The 22,120-nt window shown below is 66.2% G+C and carries 20 protein-coding genes and 1 tRNA gene; 6 read left to right on the forward strand and 15 right to left on the reverse strand.

The window, feature by feature from the left end; genetic code table 11:
- Positions 1-14: 14 nt before the first annotated feature.
- The 10 genes from ACED67_RS04650 to ACED67_RS04695 form a co-directional block, all read right to left on the reverse strand.
- Positions 15-1,223 carry a cytochrome P450 gene (locus ACED67_RS04650; protein ID WP_395540364.1) on the reverse strand — a complete coding sequence of 403 codons (1,209 nt, stop codon included), beginning with the start codon at positions 1,221-1,223 and terminating at the stop codon, positions 15-17.
- Complete coding sequence (locus tag ACED67_RS04655) at positions 1,216-3,042, reverse strand: fatty acyl-AMP ligase (protein WP_395540365.1); 1,827 nt, start codon at positions 3,040-3,042, stop codon at positions 1,216-1,218. Before ACED67_RS04655 ends, ACED67_RS04650 begins: the two co-directional genes overlap by 8 nt.
- The gene (locus tag ACED67_RS04660; protein WP_395540366.1) at positions 3,039-3,980 is read right to left on the reverse strand and encodes a radical SAM/SPASM domain-containing protein; all 942 of its coding nucleotides are present in this window, start codon (positions 3,978-3,980) and stop codon (positions 3,039-3,041) included. Before ACED67_RS04660 ends, ACED67_RS04655 begins: the two co-directional genes overlap by 4 nt.
- A gap of 402 nt (positions 3,981-4,382) precedes the next feature.
- Complete coding sequence (mdoH, locus tag ACED67_RS04665) at positions 4,383-6,065, reverse strand: glucans biosynthesis glucosyltransferase MdoH (protein ID WP_395540367.1); 1,683 nt, start codon at positions 6,063-6,065, stop codon at positions 4,383-4,385.
- Positions 6,062-7,663: an OpgD/OpgG family glucan biosynthesis protein gene (locus tag ACED67_RS04670; protein WP_395540368.1), complete on the reverse strand. Its 1,602-nt coding sequence runs from the start codon at positions 7,661-7,663 to the stop codon at positions 6,062-6,064. The genes mdoH and ACED67_RS04670 overlap by 4 nt, the downstream gene beginning before the upstream one ends.
- Positions 7,660-8,973, reverse strand: coding sequence for an OpgC family protein (locus tag ACED67_RS04675; protein WP_395540369.1), 1,314 nt, complete (start codon positions 8,971-8,973; stop codon positions 7,660-7,662). The genes ACED67_RS04670 and ACED67_RS04675 overlap by 4 nt, the downstream gene beginning before the upstream one ends.
- A 586-nt stretch (positions 8,974-9,559) precedes the next feature.
- On the reverse strand, positions 9,560-10,585 hold the full coding sequence (gene tdh, locus ACED67_RS04680; RefSeq protein WP_395540370.1) for an L-threonine 3-dehydrogenase: 1,026 nt from the start codon (positions 10,583-10,585) through the stop codon (positions 9,560-9,562).
- Positions 10,585-11,781, reverse strand: a complete 1,197-nt coding sequence (locus ACED67_RS04685; RefSeq protein ID WP_395540371.1) for a glycine C-acetyltransferase — start codon at positions 11,779-11,781, stop codon at positions 10,585-10,587. The genes tdh and ACED67_RS04685 overlap by 1 nt, the downstream gene beginning before the upstream one ends.
- Before the next feature lie 146 nt (positions 11,782-11,927).
- On the reverse strand, positions 11,928-12,482 hold the full coding sequence (locus ACED67_RS04690) for a helix-turn-helix domain-containing protein (protein WP_395540372.1): 555 nt from the start codon (positions 12,480-12,482) through the stop codon (positions 11,928-11,930).
- 45 nt (positions 12,483-12,527) lie between these two features.
- Entirely contained in the window at positions 12,528-13,958 is a 1,431-nt protein-coding gene (locus tag ACED67_RS04695; RefSeq protein ID WP_395540373.1) for a protein adenylyltransferase SelO, read from the reverse strand.
- 241 nt (positions 13,959-14,199) lie between these two features.
- On the opposite strand from ACED67_RS04695, the gene ACED67_RS04700 reads away from it, so the two are divergent.
- A complete protein-coding gene (locus ACED67_RS04700; protein ID WP_395540374.1) occupies positions 14,200-14,616 on the forward strand; it encodes a hypothetical protein in 417 nt (138 codons plus the stop codon).
- Positions 14,617-14,940: 324 nt separating this feature from the next.
- Here the strand turns inward: ACED67_RS04700 and ACED67_RS04705 are convergent, their stop codons facing one another.
- The 5 genes from ACED67_RS04705 to pdxH all read right to left on the reverse strand — a co-directional run bounded on the left by ACED67_RS04705 (position 14,941) and on the right by pdxH (position 18,309).
- The gene (locus tag ACED67_RS04705) at positions 14,941-15,969 is read right to left on the reverse strand and encodes an NAD(P)H-dependent flavin oxidoreductase (RefSeq protein ID WP_395540375.1); all 1,029 of its coding nucleotides are present in this window, start codon (positions 15,967-15,969) and stop codon (positions 14,941-14,943) included.
- Between the two features lie 349 nt (positions 15,970-16,318).
- Positions 16,319-16,395: transfer RNA gene (locus ACED67_RS04710), tRNA-Pro, on the reverse strand.
- Positions 16,396-16,501: 106 nt separating this feature from the next.
- The gene (locus tag ACED67_RS04715; protein WP_395540376.1) at positions 16,502-16,984 is read right to left on the reverse strand and encodes a DUF192 domain-containing protein; all 483 of its coding nucleotides are present in this window, start codon (positions 16,982-16,984) and stop codon (positions 16,502-16,504) included.
- Complete coding sequence (locus ACED67_RS04720) at positions 16,981-17,544, reverse strand: cold-shock protein (RefSeq protein ID WP_395540377.1); 564 nt, start codon at positions 17,542-17,544, stop codon at positions 16,981-16,983. Before ACED67_RS04720 ends, ACED67_RS04715 begins: the two co-directional genes overlap by 4 nt.
- A gap of 111 nt (positions 17,545-17,655) precedes the next feature.
- Complete coding sequence (gene pdxH, locus ACED67_RS04725; protein ID WP_395540378.1) at positions 17,656-18,309, reverse strand: pyridoxamine 5'-phosphate oxidase; 654 nt, start codon at positions 18,307-18,309, stop codon at positions 17,656-17,658.
- A 103-nt stretch (positions 18,310-18,412) separates the two neighbouring features.
- On the opposite strand from pdxH, the gene fabI reads away from it, so the two are divergent.
- From fabI to ACED67_RS04750, 5 genes are read left to right on the forward strand one after another with little or no spacing between them, the layout of a single operon-like run.
- Entirely contained in the window at positions 18,413-19,243 is an 831-nt protein-coding gene (gene fabI, locus ACED67_RS04730; RefSeq protein ID WP_395540379.1) for an enoyl-ACP reductase FabI, read from the forward strand.
- Positions 19,243-19,857, forward strand: coding sequence for a LysE family translocator (locus ACED67_RS04735; protein ID WP_395540380.1), 615 nt, complete (start codon positions 19,243-19,245; stop codon positions 19,855-19,857). Before fabI ends, ACED67_RS04735 begins: the two co-directional genes overlap by 1 nt.
- A 12-nt stretch (positions 19,858-19,869) precedes the next feature.
- A complete protein-coding gene (gpt, locus tag ACED67_RS04740; protein ID WP_395540381.1) occupies positions 19,870-20,376 on the forward strand; it encodes a xanthine phosphoribosyltransferase in 507 nt (168 codons plus the stop codon).
- A gap of 5 nt (positions 20,377-20,381) precedes the next feature.
- The gene (locus tag ACED67_RS04745) at positions 20,382-20,915 is read left to right on the forward strand and encodes a DUF2127 domain-containing protein (RefSeq protein WP_395540382.1); all 534 of its coding nucleotides are present in this window, start codon (positions 20,382-20,384) and stop codon (positions 20,913-20,915) included.
- Positions 20,900-22,093, forward strand: coding sequence for an aminotransferase (locus tag ACED67_RS04750; protein WP_395540383.1), 1,194 nt, complete (start codon positions 20,900-20,902; stop codon positions 22,091-22,093). The genes ACED67_RS04745 and ACED67_RS04750 overlap by 16 nt, the downstream gene beginning before the upstream one ends.
- Positions 22,094-22,120: the final 27 nt, after the last annotated feature.

A 22,120-nucleotide genomic window follows, 5' to 3' on the forward strand; every position in this document is an offset into this window, starting at 1 on the left:
GACGCGCATGAGGATCAGACCGCAACGGGAAGGCTGCTCATGCGCCTTTGATTGTGGTGGGGCAGCCAGGCGGGCCGTTCGATGCCAAGGACGGGACGCGGCCCCCCGAGAAGCGCGCGCATGGCCGCTTCGGCCTCCATCCGCGCGACCCAGGCGCCCAGGCAGTGATGCAGACCGGCCCCGAAGGACTGCACCGGCAGACCGGCACGTCCCGGCAGAAACCGGTCGGGTTCGGGATAGGCCTGCGGGTCGCGATTGGCGGCGGCGATCATCAGGGCAAGCTGCTGACCGGCCTTGATCTGGCAATCGGCGACAAGCTGATCCGCAGCGGCACGCCGCCGCACCTGCTGGATCGGCGGCTCCAGGCGCAACGCCTCGTTCACCGCGCCGGGAACAAGGCCAGGATCGGCTGCCACCCTGTCATATTGCCCATCCTCGTGCAGCAGAAGCCAGAGACCATTGCCGATCAAGGCCGATGTCGTCTCGAAGCCAGCCAGGAAGACAAAGCTGGCCAGAGCGGCAAGCCGGGCGTCATCCAACGGCTGATCCGCCGTGTCGTTGCGCGCGACAAGAAGGCAAAGCCCGTCTTCCGCCGGTCTGCGGCGGCATTGGGCGATCCGGTCGCGCAGGAAGCGGTGCGCCTCTTCCAGCCGGAGATTTGCCGAATTGTAGTCGCGGATCGAACATCCCCGGTTGAGAACGACCGGCACGCCGGCCAGCGTGGTGCCCAGCCAAAGCGCCTCGTCCTCGGCAAGACCCAGAAGCCAGCCCATGAACAGCTGCGGCAGGGGACCGGCAAAGTCGCGCATCAGATCCATACCGCCGTCCCGGGCCAGGGGGGCAATCAGGCGCTGCGCTATCCGATCGACGGCATCGGCGCAGCTTGCCTGCGAGCGGACGGCCATAAGGCGCGCGACCAGCGAGCGCAGTGGCGCATGCGCAGGCGGATTGCGGAAGAACAGGGCCATGTCGAGCAGGCGCAGCAGGTCCTCGGGGTCTTGCGCCAGGGCGCGCGACACTTTCCTTACATAGTCGCCAAGATCCAGGGCAAGCAGATCGGGGCTGGTGAAGGCCGCGCTCACCTCGGCGCGGCGCAGCAGGATCCAGGCCTGCTCCCCTTCGGACCAGAAGACCGGAGCCTGGGCGCGCAGCGCGGCATAGACCGGATAAGGGTCATCCCGCAGGATCGGCGCCAGACTGTTGAACGCGGCCAGATCAAGCATCGGAGCGGCCCAGAGAGGCGCTGAATGGCGCGAGGCCGGGGCGTTCAGCCGGGGTCCTGGCGCCTTGCGGAGCGGCAGGGCGGATCTGCGGCTTGTCCTGCGCCAAGATGGCCAGATCCCCGGCCAGATAGGCGGCACGGCAGGCGCCGCGGCGGATCTTGTTGCTGGTGGTGCGCGGCAGGGTTCCAGGCCGCAGCAGCAGCACTTCCGCCGGTCGCAGGCCGAAGCCATCGCAGATCGCCGCCGACACCGCCTGGGCGGCAAGGCCCAGCGTGGGATCGGCCATATGACCCCGCTTCACTTCCTGAAGGAGCACAAGCGCCTCGCTTCCGTCAACATCAACGGCAAAGGCGGCTGCGGCGGGCGAAAGGGCCGGATGGGCACGGGTCGCGGCGGCCTCGATATCCTCGGGGTGGTGCTTGACGCCCCGGACGATGACCACCTCTTTCAACCGCCCGACAACCACGAGATCACGACCACGCAGGGCGCCAAGATCGCCGGTGCGCAGGAAGGCCGTGCCCTCGGGATCGCCGGAGAGCCGGGCCTGGAAGGTCGCCTGGGACTGCTGCGGTTTGCGCCAATAGCCCGCCCCGACATGCGGACCCGAGACCCAGATTTCGCCCACCTCGCCTTCGGGCAGCCGACGGCAGGTTTCGGGATCGACGATCGCCAGGACCTGCCCCGCAGCGCCCGCGCCGCAGATCACCCGTTCGGCCCGGTCGCCCTCGCCCGGCGCAGCGGCGGCGCTGGCGCAGGCAAGCCCGGTTCCCGCTGGCCCGCCGGAGACGAAAAGCGTGGTCTCGGCCATGCCATAGCAGGGAAACAACGCGCCGGGATCGAAGCCGGTGCTGCCCAGGCTGCTGGCGAAGCGGCGCAGATCGTCGGCCCGAACCGGCTCGGCGCCGCAAAAGGCAACGCGCCAGGAACGCAGGTCCAGACCCGCCAGTTGATCCGGTCGGATGCGGTCGGCGCAGAGGGCGAAGGCGAAATTCGGCCCGCCGCTCGTGGTGCCGCCATAGCGTGAGATGGCCTGCAACCAGCGCAAGGGCCGCTGGATGAAATCCATCGGCGCCATCAGCACGGCAAGAGCCCCGAGGTAGAGCGGTTGCAGAAGCCCCCCCACCAGACCCATGTCGTGAAACAGGGGCAGCCATGAGACCATCCGCGTCTCGGCGTCGTGACCAAAACCGATCCGGATCATCTCCATATTGGCCATCAGATTGCCATGGGTCACGATCACGCCGCGCGGATCGGCCGTCGATCCCGATGTGTATTGCAGGAAGGCCGCGTCCGCTGCGGTCAGCGGCAGCGGCAGCCAGTCTTCCGCCCTAGCCTCGGGCGCGATCCGATCCGTGACGATCCAGGGGATATCGCGCTGATCCGCCGGAAAGCTGTCGCGGATCATTGGCTCGTCTGCCAGGGCGGCGCAGGTGAGGATCACGCAGGGTGCGGCATCTGCCGCGATGGCGGCGATGCGCGGGGCCGAGCGCGCGGGCGTGATGAAAGGGGTCGGGACCGCGATCGCCCCGGCATAGAGACAGGCGCAGAAGCCGATGACGAAGGGCAGCCCCGCCGGATAGATCAGGAGGACGGTCTTGCCCCGTGCCCCCAGGTCCGCCAGTCGGGCACCCAAGCTGCGGGCCTGAAGGTCAAGGTCGCGATAGGTCAGACAGGTCCCCTCGCCCTCGCCCCGCTCGAGAAATCGCAGGGCGATCTTGTCCTGCCGCGTCTGCACATGATGCTGCAGCACCTCGACCAGACTGGCATGTCGGTCAAGGCGCGGGTCCACCGCAAGGCGTTCCGGCAGATCGCTGTTCACTTCGCCCGAACCTTCTGCTGGAACAGCGTCACGGCTTCGGCTGCCGGGCTTGCCTGCTTGTCCCCGCCCATCTCGCATCGGTTGCAGATCGGCATTCCGGCGCGGCGCGTGGTCAGCGCATCCAGGAACGCGGCCCGCATGGGCCCGGCATAAAGGTCGCTGTAGAGAGACTGGCCAAGATTGCCGAGGAAGGCCGCACCAGGATGGAAGCAGCAAGGCACGATGTAGCCGCGATGGTCGATATACAGGTTGTCCGGGTCCAAGGCGATAGCGCAGCCACCTTCGCCCATGACGACCGTGTCGCGGCGCTTGTCCAGAAGACTGTCGGGCAGTTGGATCCAGCCCCGGAACTCGGGACGGACCCCGAAGGGTTTCAGCACCTCATGCCAGCGCAGCGCATCGGCAGGATCCTCGATAACGCAGCGCGCTTGCCGCTTCAGACCGGGGTATCTGGCCGCCAGATCCCTGGAAAACGCCAGAAAGGACATGAGCCGCGACCATTTGGCCGGCGGGCGCAGCGCCTCGTATTTCGCCGGGGTGCCATCGCCATCACAGCTGATCGTCAGCAGATTGACGGCGCCCATGGCCACCATCGCCTCAAGACGCTCCTCGGCATGGCACTGAGCATTGGTCGAGATTTCGCGCCAGCGGATATCGGTGGGACAGTCAAGGACGATCCACCCCAGTTCCTCAAGACGCGGATGCAGCAGCGGTTCGCCATAATTAAAGTAGCGCAGCAGGCTGATCTTCTGCACGTCGATATTGGCAAGACAGCGCTGGAAAAGATCCGGCGCAATAAACTCGGGTCGGGGATCGAGGGTCGAATTCGGACAGCCGACGCAGCGCAATTGACAGCCGCCGACCACGTCGAATTGCACCAATGCAAGCCGTCGCCGCAGGGCGGCGCGATCTGCCTGGACTGGCAAAGGAACGGACATGGGAGACAGCACTTTTCAGAAGGGCGCAGCTGGGAACAGTCGGAAAAAGACGCAAGCGGGTGGAATACTAAGCCGGGTCGCCATGATATTGAAAACTTGTAAGAAAATTCCGGCGATCTGACTGTTTCTATCGCAAAGCTCGACTGCAACTGCGACAGGGGCGATCCGAACCGTCAGAGCGAAACTGATTTCCCCAGCGGCAAGAAAGCACTGCCGCGAGAGTGGGTCAAGCGGTCATTCAGCTTCCAGAGTCTCGGCAAATCGCACCGCAAAAAATACACAGGGGTCTTGCCCGGCTGCTTGCTTTCGCGCCGTTGGACCGTGCCAAGCGCGACGGGCGAAGGGGCCATAAAAAAGGCCGGCTCCCTGCGGAACCGGCCCCTGTTTCGTAGCGGAACGGCTTTAGGCCTTCCAGCCCGCCTCGGCCAGCCAATGCCCGCCGCGCCCGACCAGCACCGCGACCGGGGCGGCCAGCAACAGACCCAGCACGACCGGCGCGAGCCACAGGCTCAGGAGGCCCGCCTCAATGCCCAGCAGCAGGGCCAGGCCAAGCGCGGTTTCCAGCCCGTGCAGCTTGATCGCGCGGCGGATCGACAGAGCGCCCTTTTCATGCGGCATCCACCCCGCGTCAAAGCCGGTACAGGCGCGGGCGATGATCATGACATGCTGGACCAGCATGACCGGGGCGACCAGCGTGGCCACGACGAATTCGATCACAGCTGTCGCGGCAAAGCGCAGCCGGTTGCCGCGCGGCACACCGACGCGGATCATGTGATCGACCAGCCCGATCAGGCGCGGGGCAAGCAGAAGCGCCACGACGCCCAGCGCCAGAAGCGGGCCGCCGCCGCCGGTGACGACGCCAAGGCAGAGGATCGCCAGCCAGAGCGCCGAGCCGAGATAGGCCATGGCACCCGACAGCAGATGGAAACGCGACACCCAATGCAGGCCAGGCACGGTCAGCAGGCGGACATGTTGCAGATTGCCCTGGCACCAGCGCGCATCGCGGCGGATATGGCCCGCCAGCGTCTCGGGCGCCTCTTCATGGCTGTCGGCGGCCTCGGGCATGATCCGCACGCCCCAGCCCGCGCGGCGCAACAGCGCGGCCTCGACGAAGTCATGGCTCTGGATCACCCCACCCAACGGGCGCGGGCCCGACAGATGCGGCAGACCGGCCGAAGCGGCAAAGGCCCGGACGCGAACCATGGCATTATGGCCCATGAAATTGCCTTCCGAGCCGGTCCAATGGGCATAGCCCCGGCCCAGCGGCCCGCCATAGACGCGGTTCGCGAAGCTTTGCAGCCGCTGCCAGACCGTTTCCCCCGGCACGACCATGATCGAGGATTGCACCAGCCCGCAGCCCGGATCGGTGACCAGTGCATCGGCCATGGCCAGCACGGTTTCCGCCCCCATGACGCTGTCGGCATCCAGGATCAGCGCCGCATCAAAGGCCGCGCCCTGGCGGATCATCCAGTCGCGGATATTGCCCTGCTTATAATCGATGTTGCGGGCGCGGTGGCGATACTGGATCGCGCCCTCGCCCCGACCCTTCGAGAAGCGGGCGGCGATGGCGGCCTCGTCCAGAACCTTGCGCGCGTCGCGCGTGTCGGAGAGGACGTGCAGGCTGAAGCGATGGGCATGGCCGGGCATGTTCAGCCGGTCCAGAAGCCCCGCTGCGCGGCCGATGACCTCGGCGGCATCCTCGCCATAAAGCGGCACGAGGATCGCCACCCGCAAGCCTGGCACCGCCGAATTGGGGCGCGGCGGCACCCGGCGGAAGGCCCCGATCAGCGCGGTGACAGTGGATTGCGCCAGCCAGAACACCGCTATGCCCGAAAGCACCGCCAGGACCACGCCCTCGGCCCCCTCGCCCGCCAGCGCCTGCGATTGCGCATAGGCGAAGCCCACGGCCACGGCCAATGGCACCAGCATCACCGCCAGCCGCGCGAAGCGGCTGTGGCGGGGCGTCACGCCGGGCGCCGCCGGATCGCGGAAATGCCAGTCAAGCGGCTGGTCCGGCATGGCCAGCGGTTGCGGCAGGGGCGGCGCCGCCCGAAAACCCCGAAGCGGACGCAAGGCAAGTGTCATCTCGGCACCCAACGGTAAAGCCAGACCTCCCCTACGCGCGCTCCTCCGCGCCACAATTCGGCCCGCAGCTCCGTCGACACATCGTCGGGCAGAACCAGGGTTGCCGCGATCCGGACGCCTCCCGTCACCGGATTGGGCTTGACCTGCACATGGCGCAATTCGCCCGCCGAAGCGGTGACGCGCGCTTCCAGCATCGAGGGGTCATCCCCGAGCGCCGGATGTTCTTCGAAATCCACCGTGAAGATGCGGCCTTCCTCGAAGACGCGCTCTCCGGTGCGCGTGGCAAGGATGCGGGCCACTTCGCCCTCGACCGGCGGTGCGCCCTCGCCCCAGTAGAGACGATAGGAAAACCGCGTCTCGGCCCCGGCCGCGATCGGCGCATCGGGGCGCCAGAAGCAGACGATATTGTCGTAGATTTCCTTGTCGGCGGCGATCTCGACCAGCATCACCCGGCCCGCGCCCCAGTCTTCCAGCGGCTCGACCCAAAGCGAGGGGCGCTGTTCGTAATGCGCCTCGAAATCGCCGTAGCTGCCCGGATCGCGCGCGCGCTGCATCAGCCCGAAGCCGCGCGGATTGGTGTCCGAGAACGAGCTGACCTCCACCCCTTCGACGGGGTTGGCCAGGGGCCGCCACAGATGCTCGCCCGCGCCATTGGCTACCAGAAGACCGTCGCTGTCATGCACGCCTTCGCGGAAATCGTCGAAACGCAGCCGGTTCAGGTCGTTGAACAGGAACATCGAGGTCTGGGCTGCCAGCCCCACCTCGTCCAGCGCCACGCGCGGGAACAGCACCGCCTCGACCACCATCTCGGTATTGGCGCCTTCGGTGATGCGGAACGTATAGGCGCCGGTCAGCGAGGGACCATCCAAGAGCGCATGAACCACCACCTCGGCGGCACCCGCTGCGGGGCGTTCGATCCAGAAGCTGCGGAACATCGGGAATTCCTCGGCCCCGGTGGTCGAGGCCGTGCGCAGCGCGATGCCGCGGGCCGAAAGGCCATAGACCTGGCCCCGGCCGACGGCGCGGAAATAGCTCGCGCCCTGCCAGACCGCGAATTCCTGGTACTGGCCCGGTTCCTCGGCCTGATGGGTCAGCCGGAAGCCGGCATAGCCGGTTCCCGCCTCGGGCAGCGCGGGGAAACGGTCGGTCGTCGCGAAAAGCCGCAACTCGAAGACCAGCGGGCGCGACTGGCCGCCCTCCACCGCGTTGATCTGGACTTCGGCGGTCTGATACAGGCTCGCCACGAACATTTCCGCCGCCACCGGGCTGTCGGTGCCGCGATAGAGCGCGTTCAGGCTTTCGAACCAGATCTCGCGGGTCTGATCATAGGTCAGGTTGCGCCAGTCCTGAGAAATCTCGGGCGGCGTGGCATAGGGGCTGGCGGCAAGGCTGCGTGCGGCCTCGATCACGGTCTCGCGGCTGAAGGGTGTGGGTTCGCCCAGCGTCACGCCATACGTCGGCGCCTCGCCCGCCGTGGCCGGAGCCGCTGCGCCTTCCGCGCCGCCTTCCGTCTGTGCCCAGAGCGCAGCCGGGGCCGTGGCCATGGCCAGGACCGCCCCCAGAACGCCGCGCCGCGTCGGATCGAAACCGCCGCTCATGCCTTCACCTCAGTTCCCTTCGACGCGGAAAGGGCCGCATCCCGCCCGCTGCCATGCAGCATCAATATAGCACCTGCGGCATCGGTTCCCGCGCTGTGACGCTGCGCCGCAGCCTTCCAGGGCGATGCCTTGATCCAGCCCAGGCCCCAGGCCGTGGCATAGATCACCAGAAGTCCGATCAGATTGATCGCCACCGTCGCGGCAAAGCTGAACTCGTAAAGCCGCAGGAAAGCGCCGAGCACGCGCGTCAGCACCATCGACACCGCAAAGACGCCCAGCGACTGCGTGCCGATCAGCGACACAATGGCCGTGACCCGCGCCATGCCCGCCCGCGCGGTCAGGTTGGCGCCCTTCGGCCCGGCCAGGACATAGCCCAGATAGGCCAGCGCCAGGAAATGCACATAGCGCAGCAGGCCGAAATGGGTCTTGTCATAGAGGATCACCCAGTCGCGCCGCCAATCCTGGACCGCCGGAAGCCAGCCGATCGTCTTGTACCAGGCGAAGGGCACGGTCAGCACGACGACGGCGATGGCGATCCAGACCAGCTCGCGCTTGACGGCGGGTGCAGGCAACCAGCCCGAAGCCAGCGCGAAGCCCGTGAAGAAGACAAGCTGCCAGGCGAAGGGGTTGAAGAACCAGGCCCGGGTCGAGCCATTGGCGAACCACCACTCCGCCGGAATCTCCAGCCAGCCTGCCTGGGCCGTGACCCACAGGGTCAGACTGCACAGGATCGCCAGACGCACATCGATGCGCGCGATCAGGATCATCGCCGGGATCATGGCAAGGATCGCGATGTACATCGGCAGAACGTCGAAGAAATTCGGTACATAGGTCAGGGTCATCAGGCCGATGAAATTCGGCCCGGTGTTGCGCAGGAAAGGATAGAGGTTCAGCGCCCCCACCTCGTCGCGCGGGAACCAGCCGGACTGGTTCAGCAGCAGCATGGCCAGAAGGCCCACGAAGAAGATACCCAGATGCACCCAATAGACCTGCCAGATCCGATGGATCACCCGCACCGTCCCCAGCCAGAATCCGGCCCGAGTGAAGAGGACACCGAAGGCCAGCGCCGAGGCAATGCCCGAGCAAAAGACGAAGATCTCGGTCGCGTCGGAAAAGCCGAAGCGCGACGGTGTCCACAGCGTCCAGGGATTGTCGGTGATATGGTTGATCAGAATGATGATCATGGCCAGGCCGCGGAAGAAATCCAGCCGCAGGTCCCGCACCTTGCGCGGAGGCCGGTCCGATGCCGCCCCGCCCGCCACACCCTTCGCCCCGCCCGCCCCTTGCGGGTGATGATCCACGCCCGTCACGTCGCGCCCCACACGAACAAGGCCCGCGCACCAAGGCTTCCCTCCTGGGGTCCCCTGGCACCGGGCCATCTCGCCGTCGTCACAGATTCCGCGCCGCGGCTTTCGCACCCGCAGCATCCTTCTGCCGGCTCCGCATACTCTGGCGCCGCGAGTCGTTCAATGGCGATTCGTTTTAAAACATGACGTTGCATGGCTGAGTTGCATCCCGTTAGCATCTTTCCGCCGATCTGCCCGAAAACCAGCCGCTGCCCGATCCCGCGCGCCCCGGCGCAAGCGGCATCGCAGTCGCGGCATCGGTTGCGGCAGGACCTGCGGCATGGCCGGTCGCGCGTCAACGCGACAGGGTGGACGCCGGCTCCACACCGCCGACGGGATCGGGCGCGATGGGCGGGATTGGGCGGATTGCCGCCCGAAACCCGCCGCACCGCCGCGGGAACCGCCCTGGTTGCCAGCAAGGCCGTTCAGACTGAGGCGGTGCAGCTCAGGTCAGGGCGGGCCGCGACAACGGAAAATGGGTTGAGATGCTATCTCACCCATTGACCTCCCGCGCGGGAGACCCTGCCCGACTACAGGCCGGGGCGCAGGTTCAGGCCCAGTCCAGCACCACTTTGCCCGACAGGCCCGAGCGCATCGCGGCAAAGCCGGTCTCGAAATCGCTGGCCGGGAAGCGATGGGTGACCACCCGGCTGATATCCAGGCCGTTTTCCAGCATGGCGATCATCTTGTACCAGGTCTCAAAAATCTCGCGACCATAGACGCCCTTGATGGTCAGGGCCTTGAACACGATCTTCGACCAGTCGACCGCCGTGCGCCCGGGCGGGATGCCCAGCATCGCGATCCGCCCGCCCATGACCATGCTGTCGACCATCTGCTCGAAGCCCGCGGCATTTCCCGACATTTCCATGCCGACATCGAAGCCCTGCACAAGCTTGAGCCGCGCCATGACGGCGCGCAGATCCTCGCTCGCCACATTCACCGGCACGATATCCGCCACCTGTCCCGCCAGCGCCAGCCGCGCCGGATTGACATCGGTGATCACCACATGCCGCGCGCCGACATGCCGCGCGACAGCGCCCGCCATGATGCCGATCGGCCCGGCGCCGGTAATCAGCACATCCTCGCCCACCAGATCGAAGGACAGCGCCGTGTGCACCGCATTGCCCAGGGGATCGAGGATCGCCCCGATCTCATCGGGGATCGTGTCGGGCAGCGGCACCACGTTGAAGGCGGGCAGGCGCAGATATTCGGCGAATGCGCCCGGCTCGTTCACGCCGATGCCCCGCGTCTCGGGGTCGAGATGGAACTTGCCCGAGCGCGATTGCCGTGAATGCTTGCCGATCAGATGCCCCTCGCCCGAACAGCGTTGCCCCACCGCCAGATCGGTGACATCGCGTCCGATCTCGACGATCTCGCCCGCAAACTCATGCCCCGTCACCAACCCCACCGGGACGGTGCGACGCGCCCAGTCGTCCCAATTCCAGATATGGACATCGGTGCCGCAGATCCCGGTCTTCTTCACCTTGATCAGCACGTCATCCGGGCCAATTTCCGGCACGGGCCGGTCTTCCAGCCACAGCCCCTCGGCCTCTTTCGCCTTGACCAGAGCCTTCATCACAGCACCCCCACCGCTTTGCCCGCCTCGGCAAAGGCCGACAGCGCGAAATCAAGATCCTCGCGCGTCAGTCGCGCATTCATCTGCGTCCTGATACGGGCCTGCCCCTTGGGCACGACCGGAAAGAAGAAGCCCGCAACATGCACGCCGCGCTCGCCCAGCGCCGCGGCCATGTTCTGCGCCAGAACCGCATCGCCCAGCATCACCGGCACGATCGGGTGCTCGCCGGGCAGCAAGCTGAACCCGGCCGCCTCCAGCCCTGCCCGCCAATAGGCCGCATTGTCGAAGAGCTGCGCCCGCAGGTCATCGGCACCCTCGACAATGTCCAGCGCCGCCAGCCCGGCGCCCACCACTGCCGGCGGCAGGGCGTTCGAGAACAGATAGGGCCGCCCGCGCTGGCGCAGAAGGTCGATCACCAGCTTCGGCCCCGCCACATAGCCGCCCAGAGCGCCGCCCAGCGCCTTGCCCAGAGTGCCGGTCAGGATATCGACCTGCACCCCGGCGCGGGACGGCGTGCCCCTGCCCTGCGCGCCGACGAAGCCCGTGGCATGGCAGTCATCGACCATGACCAGCGCGCCATATTCATCCGCCAGCCGCCGCACGTCGGCCAATGGCGCGAAATAGCCGTCCATCGAAAAGACACCATCCGTCGCGACAAGCACATGCCGCGCGCCCTCGGCCCGGGCCTGTTTCAACTGCGCCTCAAGATCGGCCATGTCGCCATTGGCGTAGCGATAGCGCCGCGCTTTCGACAGGCGGATGCCGTCGATGATCGAGGCATGGTTCAGGCTGTCCGAGATCACGGCATCTTCCGGCCCAAGGAGCGGTTCGAACACCGCGCCATTGGCGTCGAAACAGGCAGCGAAGAGGATCGAATCCTCCATCCCCAGAAATTGCGCCAGCCGCGCCTCAAGCACGCGGTGCATCTCATGCGTGCCGCAGATGAAGCGGACCGAGGCCATGCCATAGCCCGCTGCCTCCATCGCCGTCCCCGCCGCCGCAACAAGGCGCGGGTCATCGGCGAGGCCAAGATAATTGTTGGCGCAGAGGTTCAGCATCCGCCGGTTGCCCATGCGCACCCAGGCGCCCTGTGCGCCCTCGATCGCGCGCTCGGTCTTCCACAGGCCTTCGGCGCGGATGCCTTCAAGCATGCCGCCCAGATGATCCAGAAACGCCGTCTTGCCAAAATCCGCCATCACAGAACCTCCTCCGCTTTCCCGGACAGATGCCGCAGCGCCTCGATCAAGTCAATATAGCGGATGAATCTCCGTAAAACCGGACACCCCCTCATCTTGGTCGAAATACTCCGCTGGGGATCCGGGGGCGAAGCGTCCCCGGGCTCTCAGCTGCCCTGCACGATCAGGATAGCACGCGCCGCGCCGCCTTCGGCGGCAATTTCATGTGCCCGGTCGGCGGGATAGCGCGCCACGTCGCCCGGCCCAAGGGCTTCCGCCTGCTCGCCCGAGATCACACGCACCTGCCCCTCGATCACCGTCAGATGCTCGCGGCATCCGGGGCCGTGCGGGTCCGAGGCCAGCCGGGCGCCGGGCGCGAAATCCAGCTCATAAACCTCGTTCTCGCCTACCGCCTCGGCGGGGGAAAGGATGCGGGTGCGCACGCCGCCAAGGTCGATCACTGGGGCGGCGGCGGCACGGATCACCTCGATGCCGGGCCGGGCCCGACCTTCCATCAGCCCGGCAAAATCCAGTTGTAGCGCTTGCGTCAGGTTCCACAGCGTCGCCACGGTGGGTGAGCTTTCGCCGCGTTCGATCTGGCTGACCATGCTGCGCGAGACGCCGGACAGCTTGGCCACCGCGTCCAGAGACAGGCCACGCGCCTTGCGGGCGGCGCGGAGCGATTGGGCAAGGCGGTCATGGATGTCGAGAGTGCCGGTCATGAGCCGACTTGACGCCTGCGAGGGGTCGAGGTCAAGCGCCGCCGCTCAGGTGCCGCAATAGGTGACATAGGCGCCGAAACCCTGCGGGGCGGGCAACATATAGGCCTCGTTCGGCGTGAAAGGCGCGCGGATCGCGGCCAGCAGTGCCTCGAACGGCGCCATGTCGCCCGCCGTCGCCGCCGCCAGCGCCTCTTCGACCCGATGGTTGCGCGGGATCACCGCCGGGTTCGCCGCCTGCATCCGCTCTGCCGCATCCGGGGCAAGCCTGCCCCGCCAGCGCTGCAACCAGTCTGCCATGGCGGTGAAATCGTCGAAGAGCGGGCGCAGGCGGCTGTCATCGCCCCCGGCCGCCCCGGCAAGACGGTAGAAGGTCAGCGTCCAGTCGGCCCCCGCCATCGCCGACAGAAGCTCATCGACCAGGGCATCGTCCGCAGCATCTTCGCCCCGCAGCCCCAGCTTCCCCCGCATGACCTGAACGAAAGCCGCGCGATAAGCCCCGGCGATCGCGCCCAGCCGCGCATTGGCCAGGTCGACCGCGCGGTCGGCATCGAGATCGAAAAGACCCAACAGCGTCTCGGCAAGGCGGGCCAGATTCCAGGCCAGGATCAACGGCTGGTTGGCATAGGCATAGCGCCCCTGCCGGTCGATCGAGGAAAACACCGTACCCGGCGCGTAGCCTTCCATGAAGGCGCAGGGGCCATAGTCGATGGTCTCGCCCGAGATGGCCATATTGTCGGTGTTCATCACCCCGTGAACGAAGCCCAGCCCCATCCATTGCGCGATCAGCCGCACCTGCCTTGCGGTGACGGCATCGAAGAAGGCGAGATAGGGATTGGGGGCCGCCGCAAGTTCGGGGTCATGGCGGGCGATGGCATAGTCGGCCAATGCCTTCACCCGCGCCGCATCGCCCCGCGCGGCATGGAACTGAAAGCTGCCGACGCGGATATGGCTGGCCGCAACCCGCGCCAGCACGGCACCTGGCAAAGCCCCGTCCTCGCGCTGCACCCGTTCTCCGGTCGTCGCGACCGCCAGAGATCGGGTGGTCGGCACGCCCAGCGCGGCCATGGCCTCGGAGATCAGGTATTCGCGCAGCATCGGCCCCAGCGCCGCCTTGCCATCGCCGCCACGCGAAAAGGGTGTCCGGCCCGACCCTTTCAATTGCAGATCCCAGCGACGGCCGTCGGGCGAAAGAAACTCGCCCAGCAGATGCGCGCGGCCATCGCCCAGCGAGGGCGAGAAGCCGCCGAACTGGTGCCCTGCATAGGCCAGCGCGGCAGGATCGGCATCCGACGGCAGAGTCGCCCCCGAGAACCATCCCGCGCCCTCGGCCCGCAACAGCGCCGGATCGAGACCCAGTTCCAGCGCCAGAGGCAGGTTCAGCGCCACAAGCTGCGGTGCTGGTGCCGGATCGGGGGGCAGACGCAGAAAGCTGCCTTGCAGCTCGCGCAGCCAGGAATTGTCGAAGCGGAAGGTCATGATCGCCCCTTTCCCCCTCGATATGGCCGGGTCCTGGCACCGCGGCAAGGACAGAGGCATGCAGGGACCGCAGTGCGACGGTCGCGCATTCACCACATTTCGGCCATGCCAACCGCCGACCTTGTCGTTTCGGTAAACACGGAGTTTCCAATATAGCGAACTATAAGTGTTGCTACGCAGTCATTAGAAATGCGAATGGTTAAGAATGTGTTAATTCTGTGTCGAAAACAGGACGCAAATGATGACCCGAGTCTTGGCAGTTCTCCTTGCGCTGGCCGCCCCCGCCTCTGCCACTCCGTGGGATATCCCGGACGGCAATGGCGGCTGGAAGCCAAACCCGGATTGCACCGGTTCCTGCCGCGAGACCGGCATTCCGGACAGCGAGACTAAGCCGTCGCCGTCGCCCTCGCCGCGCGATCCAGCCGATCAGGACAGGCTGCATGGCGCGACCGATGGGTCGATCTGCTATGGCTGGTGGAACGGCAAGCCGCAGATCTGGGTGCTGGGCACCCCGCCCAAAGGGGCTGTGCCCGTCGCGCTGTGCCATGAATTGCACCATCCGGTGGGGACGGCGTTTCCGCGCGATTGGCATGGCGAACTGAGGCAGGCCTGCGCCGCCGGTCAGGCGCCGCGCGAATGGTGCTCGAAGCTCAAGTGAGGTGAGGCCGCCGCGTTTTCTGGCAATTTGCGGATGCCAGAGATCGCCATGACCGGATCGGTCGCTCTGCTTGGCCTGGGCTGCGCCCCTCTTTGGCCCGCCCTGCTGCCGTTACCGACGCCGTGCCCACGCAACTTTCAGCCGTGACAGTGATCTGGGTGATGGGCCTGCAAATGGCCCGCAAAGCTTAAGTTGCACGAGCACTGGACGCTTCAGCTTTTGCAACACGCTGGTCGGGGGAGACGATTTGGCCTTCCGAGCTACGGCAGGCCCGAAAAACCCGAACTGCCCCTCTTCCGCATCGGCCAATGGCTTGGCGGAACCTCAGCCAGGCCGAAGATTTGGATGGCGAAGACAGTCGACGGCGTCCTCCACAATCCTGCGCAGGCGCTCTGCGGCCGGTACGATATCCGTCACCCCGCTGACTCCCTGCCCCGCATAGAGCGCCATCTCCTCGAGGCTTCCGGTGGTGTGCCGCATCGGTGAGTCAGTGCTGAAACGCAGAAGCGGCTGGCCGCTGTCATGGGCGATCACCTCGCGCGGCAGTTCGGCGGGGTCGTGCCCCATCAACCGCCCGGACAAACCTTCCGTGACGCTGTTGCCCAGAACCCTTACCGCTGCGCCCTTGGGCCAGTTCAGCACGAAGACATCGGTCAGCACTGTGTCGTCAGTGCCCGCCTGCACCACGCGCGCCTTGTGATAATCGTGCGCCCAGGATTCAGTTGTCGCCAGAAAGGCGGTGCCGCATTGCACCCCCTGCGCGCCCATCGTCAGCGCCGCCGCCAGCCCCCGGCCCGTTGTGATGCCGCCGGAGACCACCACCGGCACTTTGGCGCCGTCAAGCACCGCCTCGGCCAGCGCGAAAGCGCCGGTGCGACCGTGGACATGGCCGCCAGCCTCGATTCCCTGGGCGATGATCACATCGGCGCCCGCGTCTTCGGCCTGGCGCGCGGATGCCAGCGTCCCGACCTGGTGAAGCACGAGGCAGCCTTCTCGTTTGACCTGCTCTACCACCGCCGGGACCACATCCCAAAAGAACGTGAAGGCACGGACACCCAGGTCAAGACAGCGGGAAATCTGCGCCTGAAGCAGCAAGGGATCGGTGGCGGAGGGGATCACGTTGACCGCAAAGGGTTTGTCGGTCGCCGCGCGAAAGGCGCGAATCTCAGCCTCGATGAGTTCCGGGCTTTCGCGCACCATCCCGAGCATCGCGAAGCCGCCCGCTTGGGCGACCGCTACTGCCAGCTCCGCCCGAGCCACGCCCCCCATTCCCGCAAGAAGCACGGGCAGCTCACAGCCCAGAAGATCGCAAAGCGGAGTGCGGAGGTCGAACTTCCTATCCAGGGCATCCATAGGCATCACCCATTTTCAAACGAGGTTGCCGCAGGAAATCGCTTGGCACAACTGCAATATCTAGCTGTCCTTCTTGCGCTATGGTCGACCGCTGCGGCCACCCATTGGGATATTCCGAATGGCAACGACGGATGAAAGCCGAACCGAGCCGCCACCGGGTCGTGCTGGATGTGCGCCCCGCACTGCGCATGGTCGATCAAGCACGCGGCCGGAGTGATTGAGCGCTACGTCGCCCTGCCGCCCCAAATGGCGGATGGAATCGGCGAGAATCCAGCCCACCGCAGGGGCGCAACGGGAACGGTCCTGCGAACTGGATCGCAAACCGGGCATTTGGAAAACTGCTAAGTGATGGTCGGGGCGAGAAGATTCGAACTTCCGACCTACGGTACCCAAAACCGTCGCGCTACCAGACTGCGCTACGCCCCGACGCCCTGCCCCTTAGCCTGTCTCGGACCGAAGGGGAAGGTGCCAGGCCGCATCTGGCGCGCTTTGTCGGAAATTTCCTGCGCCGCGGCCGCGCAGGCCTTGGCGGTCAGTCGCAGGGCCAGGCGGCGGTGGCGGCGGGGATCGCGGGATGGCGCAGCTCCACCCCGGGCACGATGCCCAGCCGCGCCGCCAGCCCGCCATTGATTTCCAGCACGAAACGCACGCCAGCGCCGCCGTCGATCGGCGTTTCGTCCAGCGGCACCGCATTGGCATGAATGTGCGTCACGACGCCCCGATCATCGGCAAAGATCATGTCCAGCGGGATGAGCGTGTCCTTCATCCAGAAAGTCGCGCGGCGCGACGTCTCATAGACGAAGAACATCCCCCGGTCGGCGTCGAGCCTGTCACGCTGCATCAGACCCTGCGCACGTTCGGCGGCATCATCGGCCAGTTCGACCACGAAGCTCTGATGCAAACCTTCGCCGCGCAGATCCAGCCGCGCCGGCGAACAGTCGGCCGCGGCCGCTGCCACCTCGCCGCCCGCCAGAAAGGCAAGCAGCGCCGATGCCATGGCGGCCCGGACCGTCACCGTGCCGCCTCGACCTCGACCGGTGCGTCTTCCCGGGGCCGCAGCGCGGATTCCCAGCTTTGCACCTGCACCGCCATCCGGCCGCGCCGCCCCTCGATCACGCGCAACGCCACGGCTTCGCCCGAGACGAGATCGGCCAGACCCGAGACGCGCAGCACCTCGACATGAATGAACACGTCCTCGGGGCGACCGAAGACATTGGCAAAGCCAAAGCCCTTGCCCTTGTCGAACCATTTCACGCGGGCCGGCTCGAGAGGCAGCGCCCGCAGGTCTTCCGAGGACAACATTCCTGCGTCCTCGCCCAGCGGGAGCGTGATCCCTTCGGGCGGCTCAATCGTCAGGACTTCTACAGCCTGGACGCCGCGCTGCGTGGCCTGGATTCGAACCGTGATGCCGGCGCCATCGGCAACGGAACTTTGGCCGAAGTTGCGCAACACATTCGCGTGCAAAAGGATATCGGCGTTCGATGCCTCAGAAACGATGAAGCCAAAGCCTTTTGCCGGATCAAACCATTTTACCCGACCCTGCACCACCTGCACGGCCTTTTCTTCTTCTGTCATTTCAGAGGCTATCTCCCCAGATTAAGCCCGCCCCGTTGATGACGCTTAACTGGCCTTTGGTTCAAGAGGAAATCGTCACACCTGCAAAGAAATTGCAGAACCCTGCAACCATCAGGGGTTAAGGCGCGAAACTGCCCAACCTGACGTCGCGTCCGAGCGTGTCCAGCGAAAGCGGTCATGCAAGCGGAAGGCGCCGTCGGCCCAGAATTCGATCTCGACGGGCCGAATCCGATACCCGCCCCAGAAGGGCGGTCGACGCGGGGCCGTACCCTGCGCCAGCGTCACTTTCGCGACCTCGGCCATCAATGCCTCGCGCGACGACAGCGGCTGCGACTGTTTGCTGGCCCAGGCGCCCAGGCGCGACTTCAGGCTGCGGCTGGCGAAATACGCATCGGCCTGCGGTCCCTCCTCGCGGGTTACCATGCCCCTGACGCGGATCTGGCGGCGCAGCGATTTCCAGTGCAGCACGAAGGCGGCCATGCCGGCCTGCTCGATCTCCTCAGCCTTTTTCGAAGTGTAGTTGGTGTAGAAGACAAAGGCGCCGTCACCGCCCCCCGCGACCTCGATCTCTTTCAGCAAGACCATGCGGACATTGGGCAGTCCCGCTGCATCGACAGTGGCCAGCGCGATGGCATTGGGGTCGTTGATCTCGCTCTTCTCGGCCTCGGCCAGCCAGGCGGCGGCGATGGCAAAAGGGTCGTCGCCCGCGAAAATACCACTGCGGACCGCGGTCTCGCTGATGGTCGAACCTGTCGCTGCTCCCATGATCTGGCCTCCATTCGCGGCTGCCGCCGCGCCCTTGCGGCGCAGCACCTTTCCGCCTAAACACCGTCGTCAACGTGCCGTAAGGGAGGGTGAGGGACTGGGAATGTCAACCGGACTGATGGCAGGCAAACGTGGGCTCATCATGGGCCTTGCCAATGACAAGTCGATCGCCTGGGGCATTGCCCAGGCCGTGGCGGCGCAGGGGGCGGAACTGGCCTTCTCCTATCAGGGCGACGCTCTGAAGAAGCGGGTCGAACCCTTGGCCGCAAGCCTTGGATCGCCGCGGCTTTTCGAATGCGACGTCTCGTCGGAAGAAAGCCTGGATGCGCTGTTCGACTGGGTGAAGGCGGAATGGGGCGGGCTTGACTTCGTCGTCCATGCCATCGGCTTTTCCGACAAGAATGAATTGCGCGGCCGCTACGTGGAAACATCGCGCGCCAACTTTCTGATGTCCATGGACATTTCGGTCTATTCCTTTACCGCCGTCTGCCGCCGGGCCGGCGCGCTGATGGGGCCGGGTGGCAGCATGTTGACCCTGACCTATTACGGCGCCGAAAAGGTCATGCCGCATTATAACGTGATGGGTCTGTGCAAGGCCGCGCTGGAAGCCAGCGTCAAGTATCTCGCCGAGGATTTCGGCAAGGACGGCATCCGCGTCAACGCGATCAGCGCGGGACCGATCAAGACCCTGGCCGCCAGCGGCATCGGCGATTTCCGCTACATCTTGAAATGGAACGAGCTGAACTCGCCCCTGCGCCGCAACGTCACGCAGGAAGAGGTGGGCAAGGCCGCGCTGTTCCTGCTGTCGGACCTTGGTTCGGGCACCACGGGCGAGAACCTGCATGTCGATTGCGGCTATCATGTCGTGGGCATGAAGGCGATCGACGCGCCGGATATCGGCCTGCTGACCGGGCGCACCGAAGGCGGACATTGATGACGCCGGGGGCCTTCCTGGCCTTCGCGGGCCTTTCCCTCTTCGCCGCCGTCAGCCCCGGCCCGGCCGTCCTGATGGCGGCCCGTACCGGGCTGACCGAGGGCTTCCGTACCGGCGCGATGCTGGCGGCAGGGATCGGCGCGGGTGCGGTGGTCTGGGCCTCGGCCGCCATGTTCGGGCTGAACCTGGTCTTCGCCGTGGCGCCCTGGGCGCTTTGGGCGCTGAAACTTGGCGGCGGCGCCTATTTGCTATGGATGGCCTGGCACCTGTGGCGCGATGCGGCGAAACCGCTGGCCCAGGGCGTGGAACGGCCCCTGCCGCGCTCGCCCGGCTCGGCCTTTCGGCTCGGACTTTTCACCCAGCTCGCCAATCCCAAGCCCGCCGTGATGTTCTCGGCGATCTTCCTGGGCACCGTACCGCAGGGCACCGCGCCCTGGGTCTATGTCGCCCTGCTGGTGGTCGTCTTCCTGAACGAGACGGTCTGGAACACCATCGTCGCCCGCATCTTCTCGCTCGACCGCACCCGGGCCAAGTATATCAGCCTGAAAACCCTGATCGACCGCAGCTTCGGCGCCTGCCTTGCGCTGCTGGGGATCAAGATCGCCGCCACCTGAGGAGCAAGAGCCATGTCCTCCGACCGCCTGCCGCACGAGAAAGGGTTCCATGTCAGCTGGGACCAGATCCATCGCGATGCCCGCGCGCTGTCGTGGCGGCTGGATGGCAAAGGGCCGGATGCCGGGGCCTGGCGGGCCGTGGTTGCGATCACCCGTGGCGGGTTGGTGCCGGCGATGATCGTCGGGCGCGAGCTGGACATCCGGGTGATCGACACGATCAGCGTGAAATCCTACAACCACCAGTCGCGCACCGAAGCGCAGGTGATCAAGGCGCCGCAGGCCGATCTGATGGGCGACGGCACCGGCATCCTGGTGGTGGATGACCTTGTTGACAGTGGAAAGACCTTGGAACTGGTGCGCAAATTGTACCCTCGAGCGCATTTTGCCACTGTCTATGCCAAGCCGCATGGCAAGCCGCAGGTTGACACCTATGTGACCGAGGTGTCGCAGGACACCTGGATCTTCTTCCCCTGGGACATGGCGCTGCAATACGTCCAGCCCTATCGCGGCGCCGACTGACGCCCATGGCCGACCGGCCCCGCCTGCTGCACTGGCTGTTCGAGGCCGGGGCGACGATCAAGGCCGCATTGGGCGGGCTTGAGGCGCTGGCGGGTCTGGGCCTTCTTCTGACCCCGAATATCGCCTTTGTCCGCCTGGCAGGCTGGTTGAGCCGGTATGAGCTTGCCGAAGAGCCGCATGAGCGCCTCGCTAGCCTTGCACATCAGATCCTGCGCCCGCTGGCAAATGGATTTCCGCTGGCCGATCAGCATTTCTACGGCCTGTATCTCGCCTTTCATGGCGGGCTGAAACTGGGCTTCATGCTTTTGCTGATCGCACGCGTGACCTGGGCCTATCCTTTGGCCATGGTCGCGCTGGCCGGGTTCGCCGCCTATGAAACCTTCGAGGGCCTGCATACCGGCTCGCCCTTCCTTCTGGCGCTGGCCCTGTTTGACATGGTGATGATCCTCCTTGTCTGGCAGGAATATCGCAGCCTGCGCCGCCGCCCGGCCACCGCGCGCCCCGATCCCAAGGAGACCAAGCCATGTCCCTGCCCCTGAACCCCGCCTTCGCCGCGACCGAGCCGCCGCCGGTGATGGAGGCGCGGCGCTGGATCGCGGGCAAGACCTTCACGCCCGAGCGTCCGCTTCTGAATGTCAGCCAGGCCGCGCCGGTCGAAAGCCCACCGCTTGGCTTGCGCCAGGCGCTGGCCGAGGCGGCGCTGAACGATCCGCAGGCGCATCTCTACGGCCCCGTGCTGGGCCTGCCCGCGCTGCGCGCCGAAATCGCCGCGCAATTCTCGGCGGCCTATGGCGGCGCGATCGGGGCCGAGGAAGTGGCGATCACCCAGGGCTGCAATCAGGCCTTCTGTGCGATCATGGCCACGCTTGCCGGCGCCGGGGACGAGGTCATCCTCCCGACGCCCTGGTATTTCAACCATAAGATGTGGCTCGACATGCAGGGCGTCACGGCGGTGCCGCTCGAGACCGGCCTGACGCTGATCCCCGATGCCGCCACCGCCGAGGCGCTGATCACCGCAAAGACCCGCGCCATCGTGCTGGTCACGCCCAACAATCCGGGCGGCGTGGAATATCCCGCTGAAACCGTCGCCGCCTTCCGCGACCTGTGCCGGGCGCGCGGCCTAGCGCTGGTGCTGGACGAGACCTATCGCGATTTCGACAGCCGCCATTCGGTGGAACTGGGCGGCCGCCCGCATGAGCTGTTCGCCGATCCCGACTGGGCCGACACACTGGTCCAGCTTTATTCCTTCTCCAAGGCCTACCGGCTGACCGGGCACCGCGTCGGCTCCATCGTTGCCAGCGCCGAACGGCTGGCCGAAGTCGAGAAATTCCTCGACACCGTCGCCATCTGCCCCAGCCAGCTGGGCCAGATCGGCGCGCTGTGGGGGATGCGGAACCTGCGGCAATGGGTGGCGGGCGAAAGAGACGAGATCCTGGCCCGCCGCCGCGCGATGGAACAGGGCTTCGGCGCCCTCAAGGGCTGGAAGCTGCTGGGGTGCGGCGCCTATTTCGCTTGCGTGGAACACCCGTTCGACATGGGGTCGGACGTGCTGTGCAAAAGGCTGGTCGATGATTGCGCCATCCTCATGCTGCCCGGCACCATGTTCCACCCTGCGGGCAGCGCGGCGGGCAAGCGCCAGATCCGCATCGCATTCGCCAATGTCGACGCGGGGGGCATTGCCGAGATGTTCGCCCGCCTCGCCGCCTTCCGACCCTGAGACACAGGCGGTTGCCTTCGCGCCCTT

This window comes from Neotabrizicola paludis (assembly GCF_044142105.1).
Lineage (GTDB): Bacteria > Pseudomonadota > Alphaproteobacteria > Rhodobacterales > Rhodobacteraceae > Pseudogemmobacter.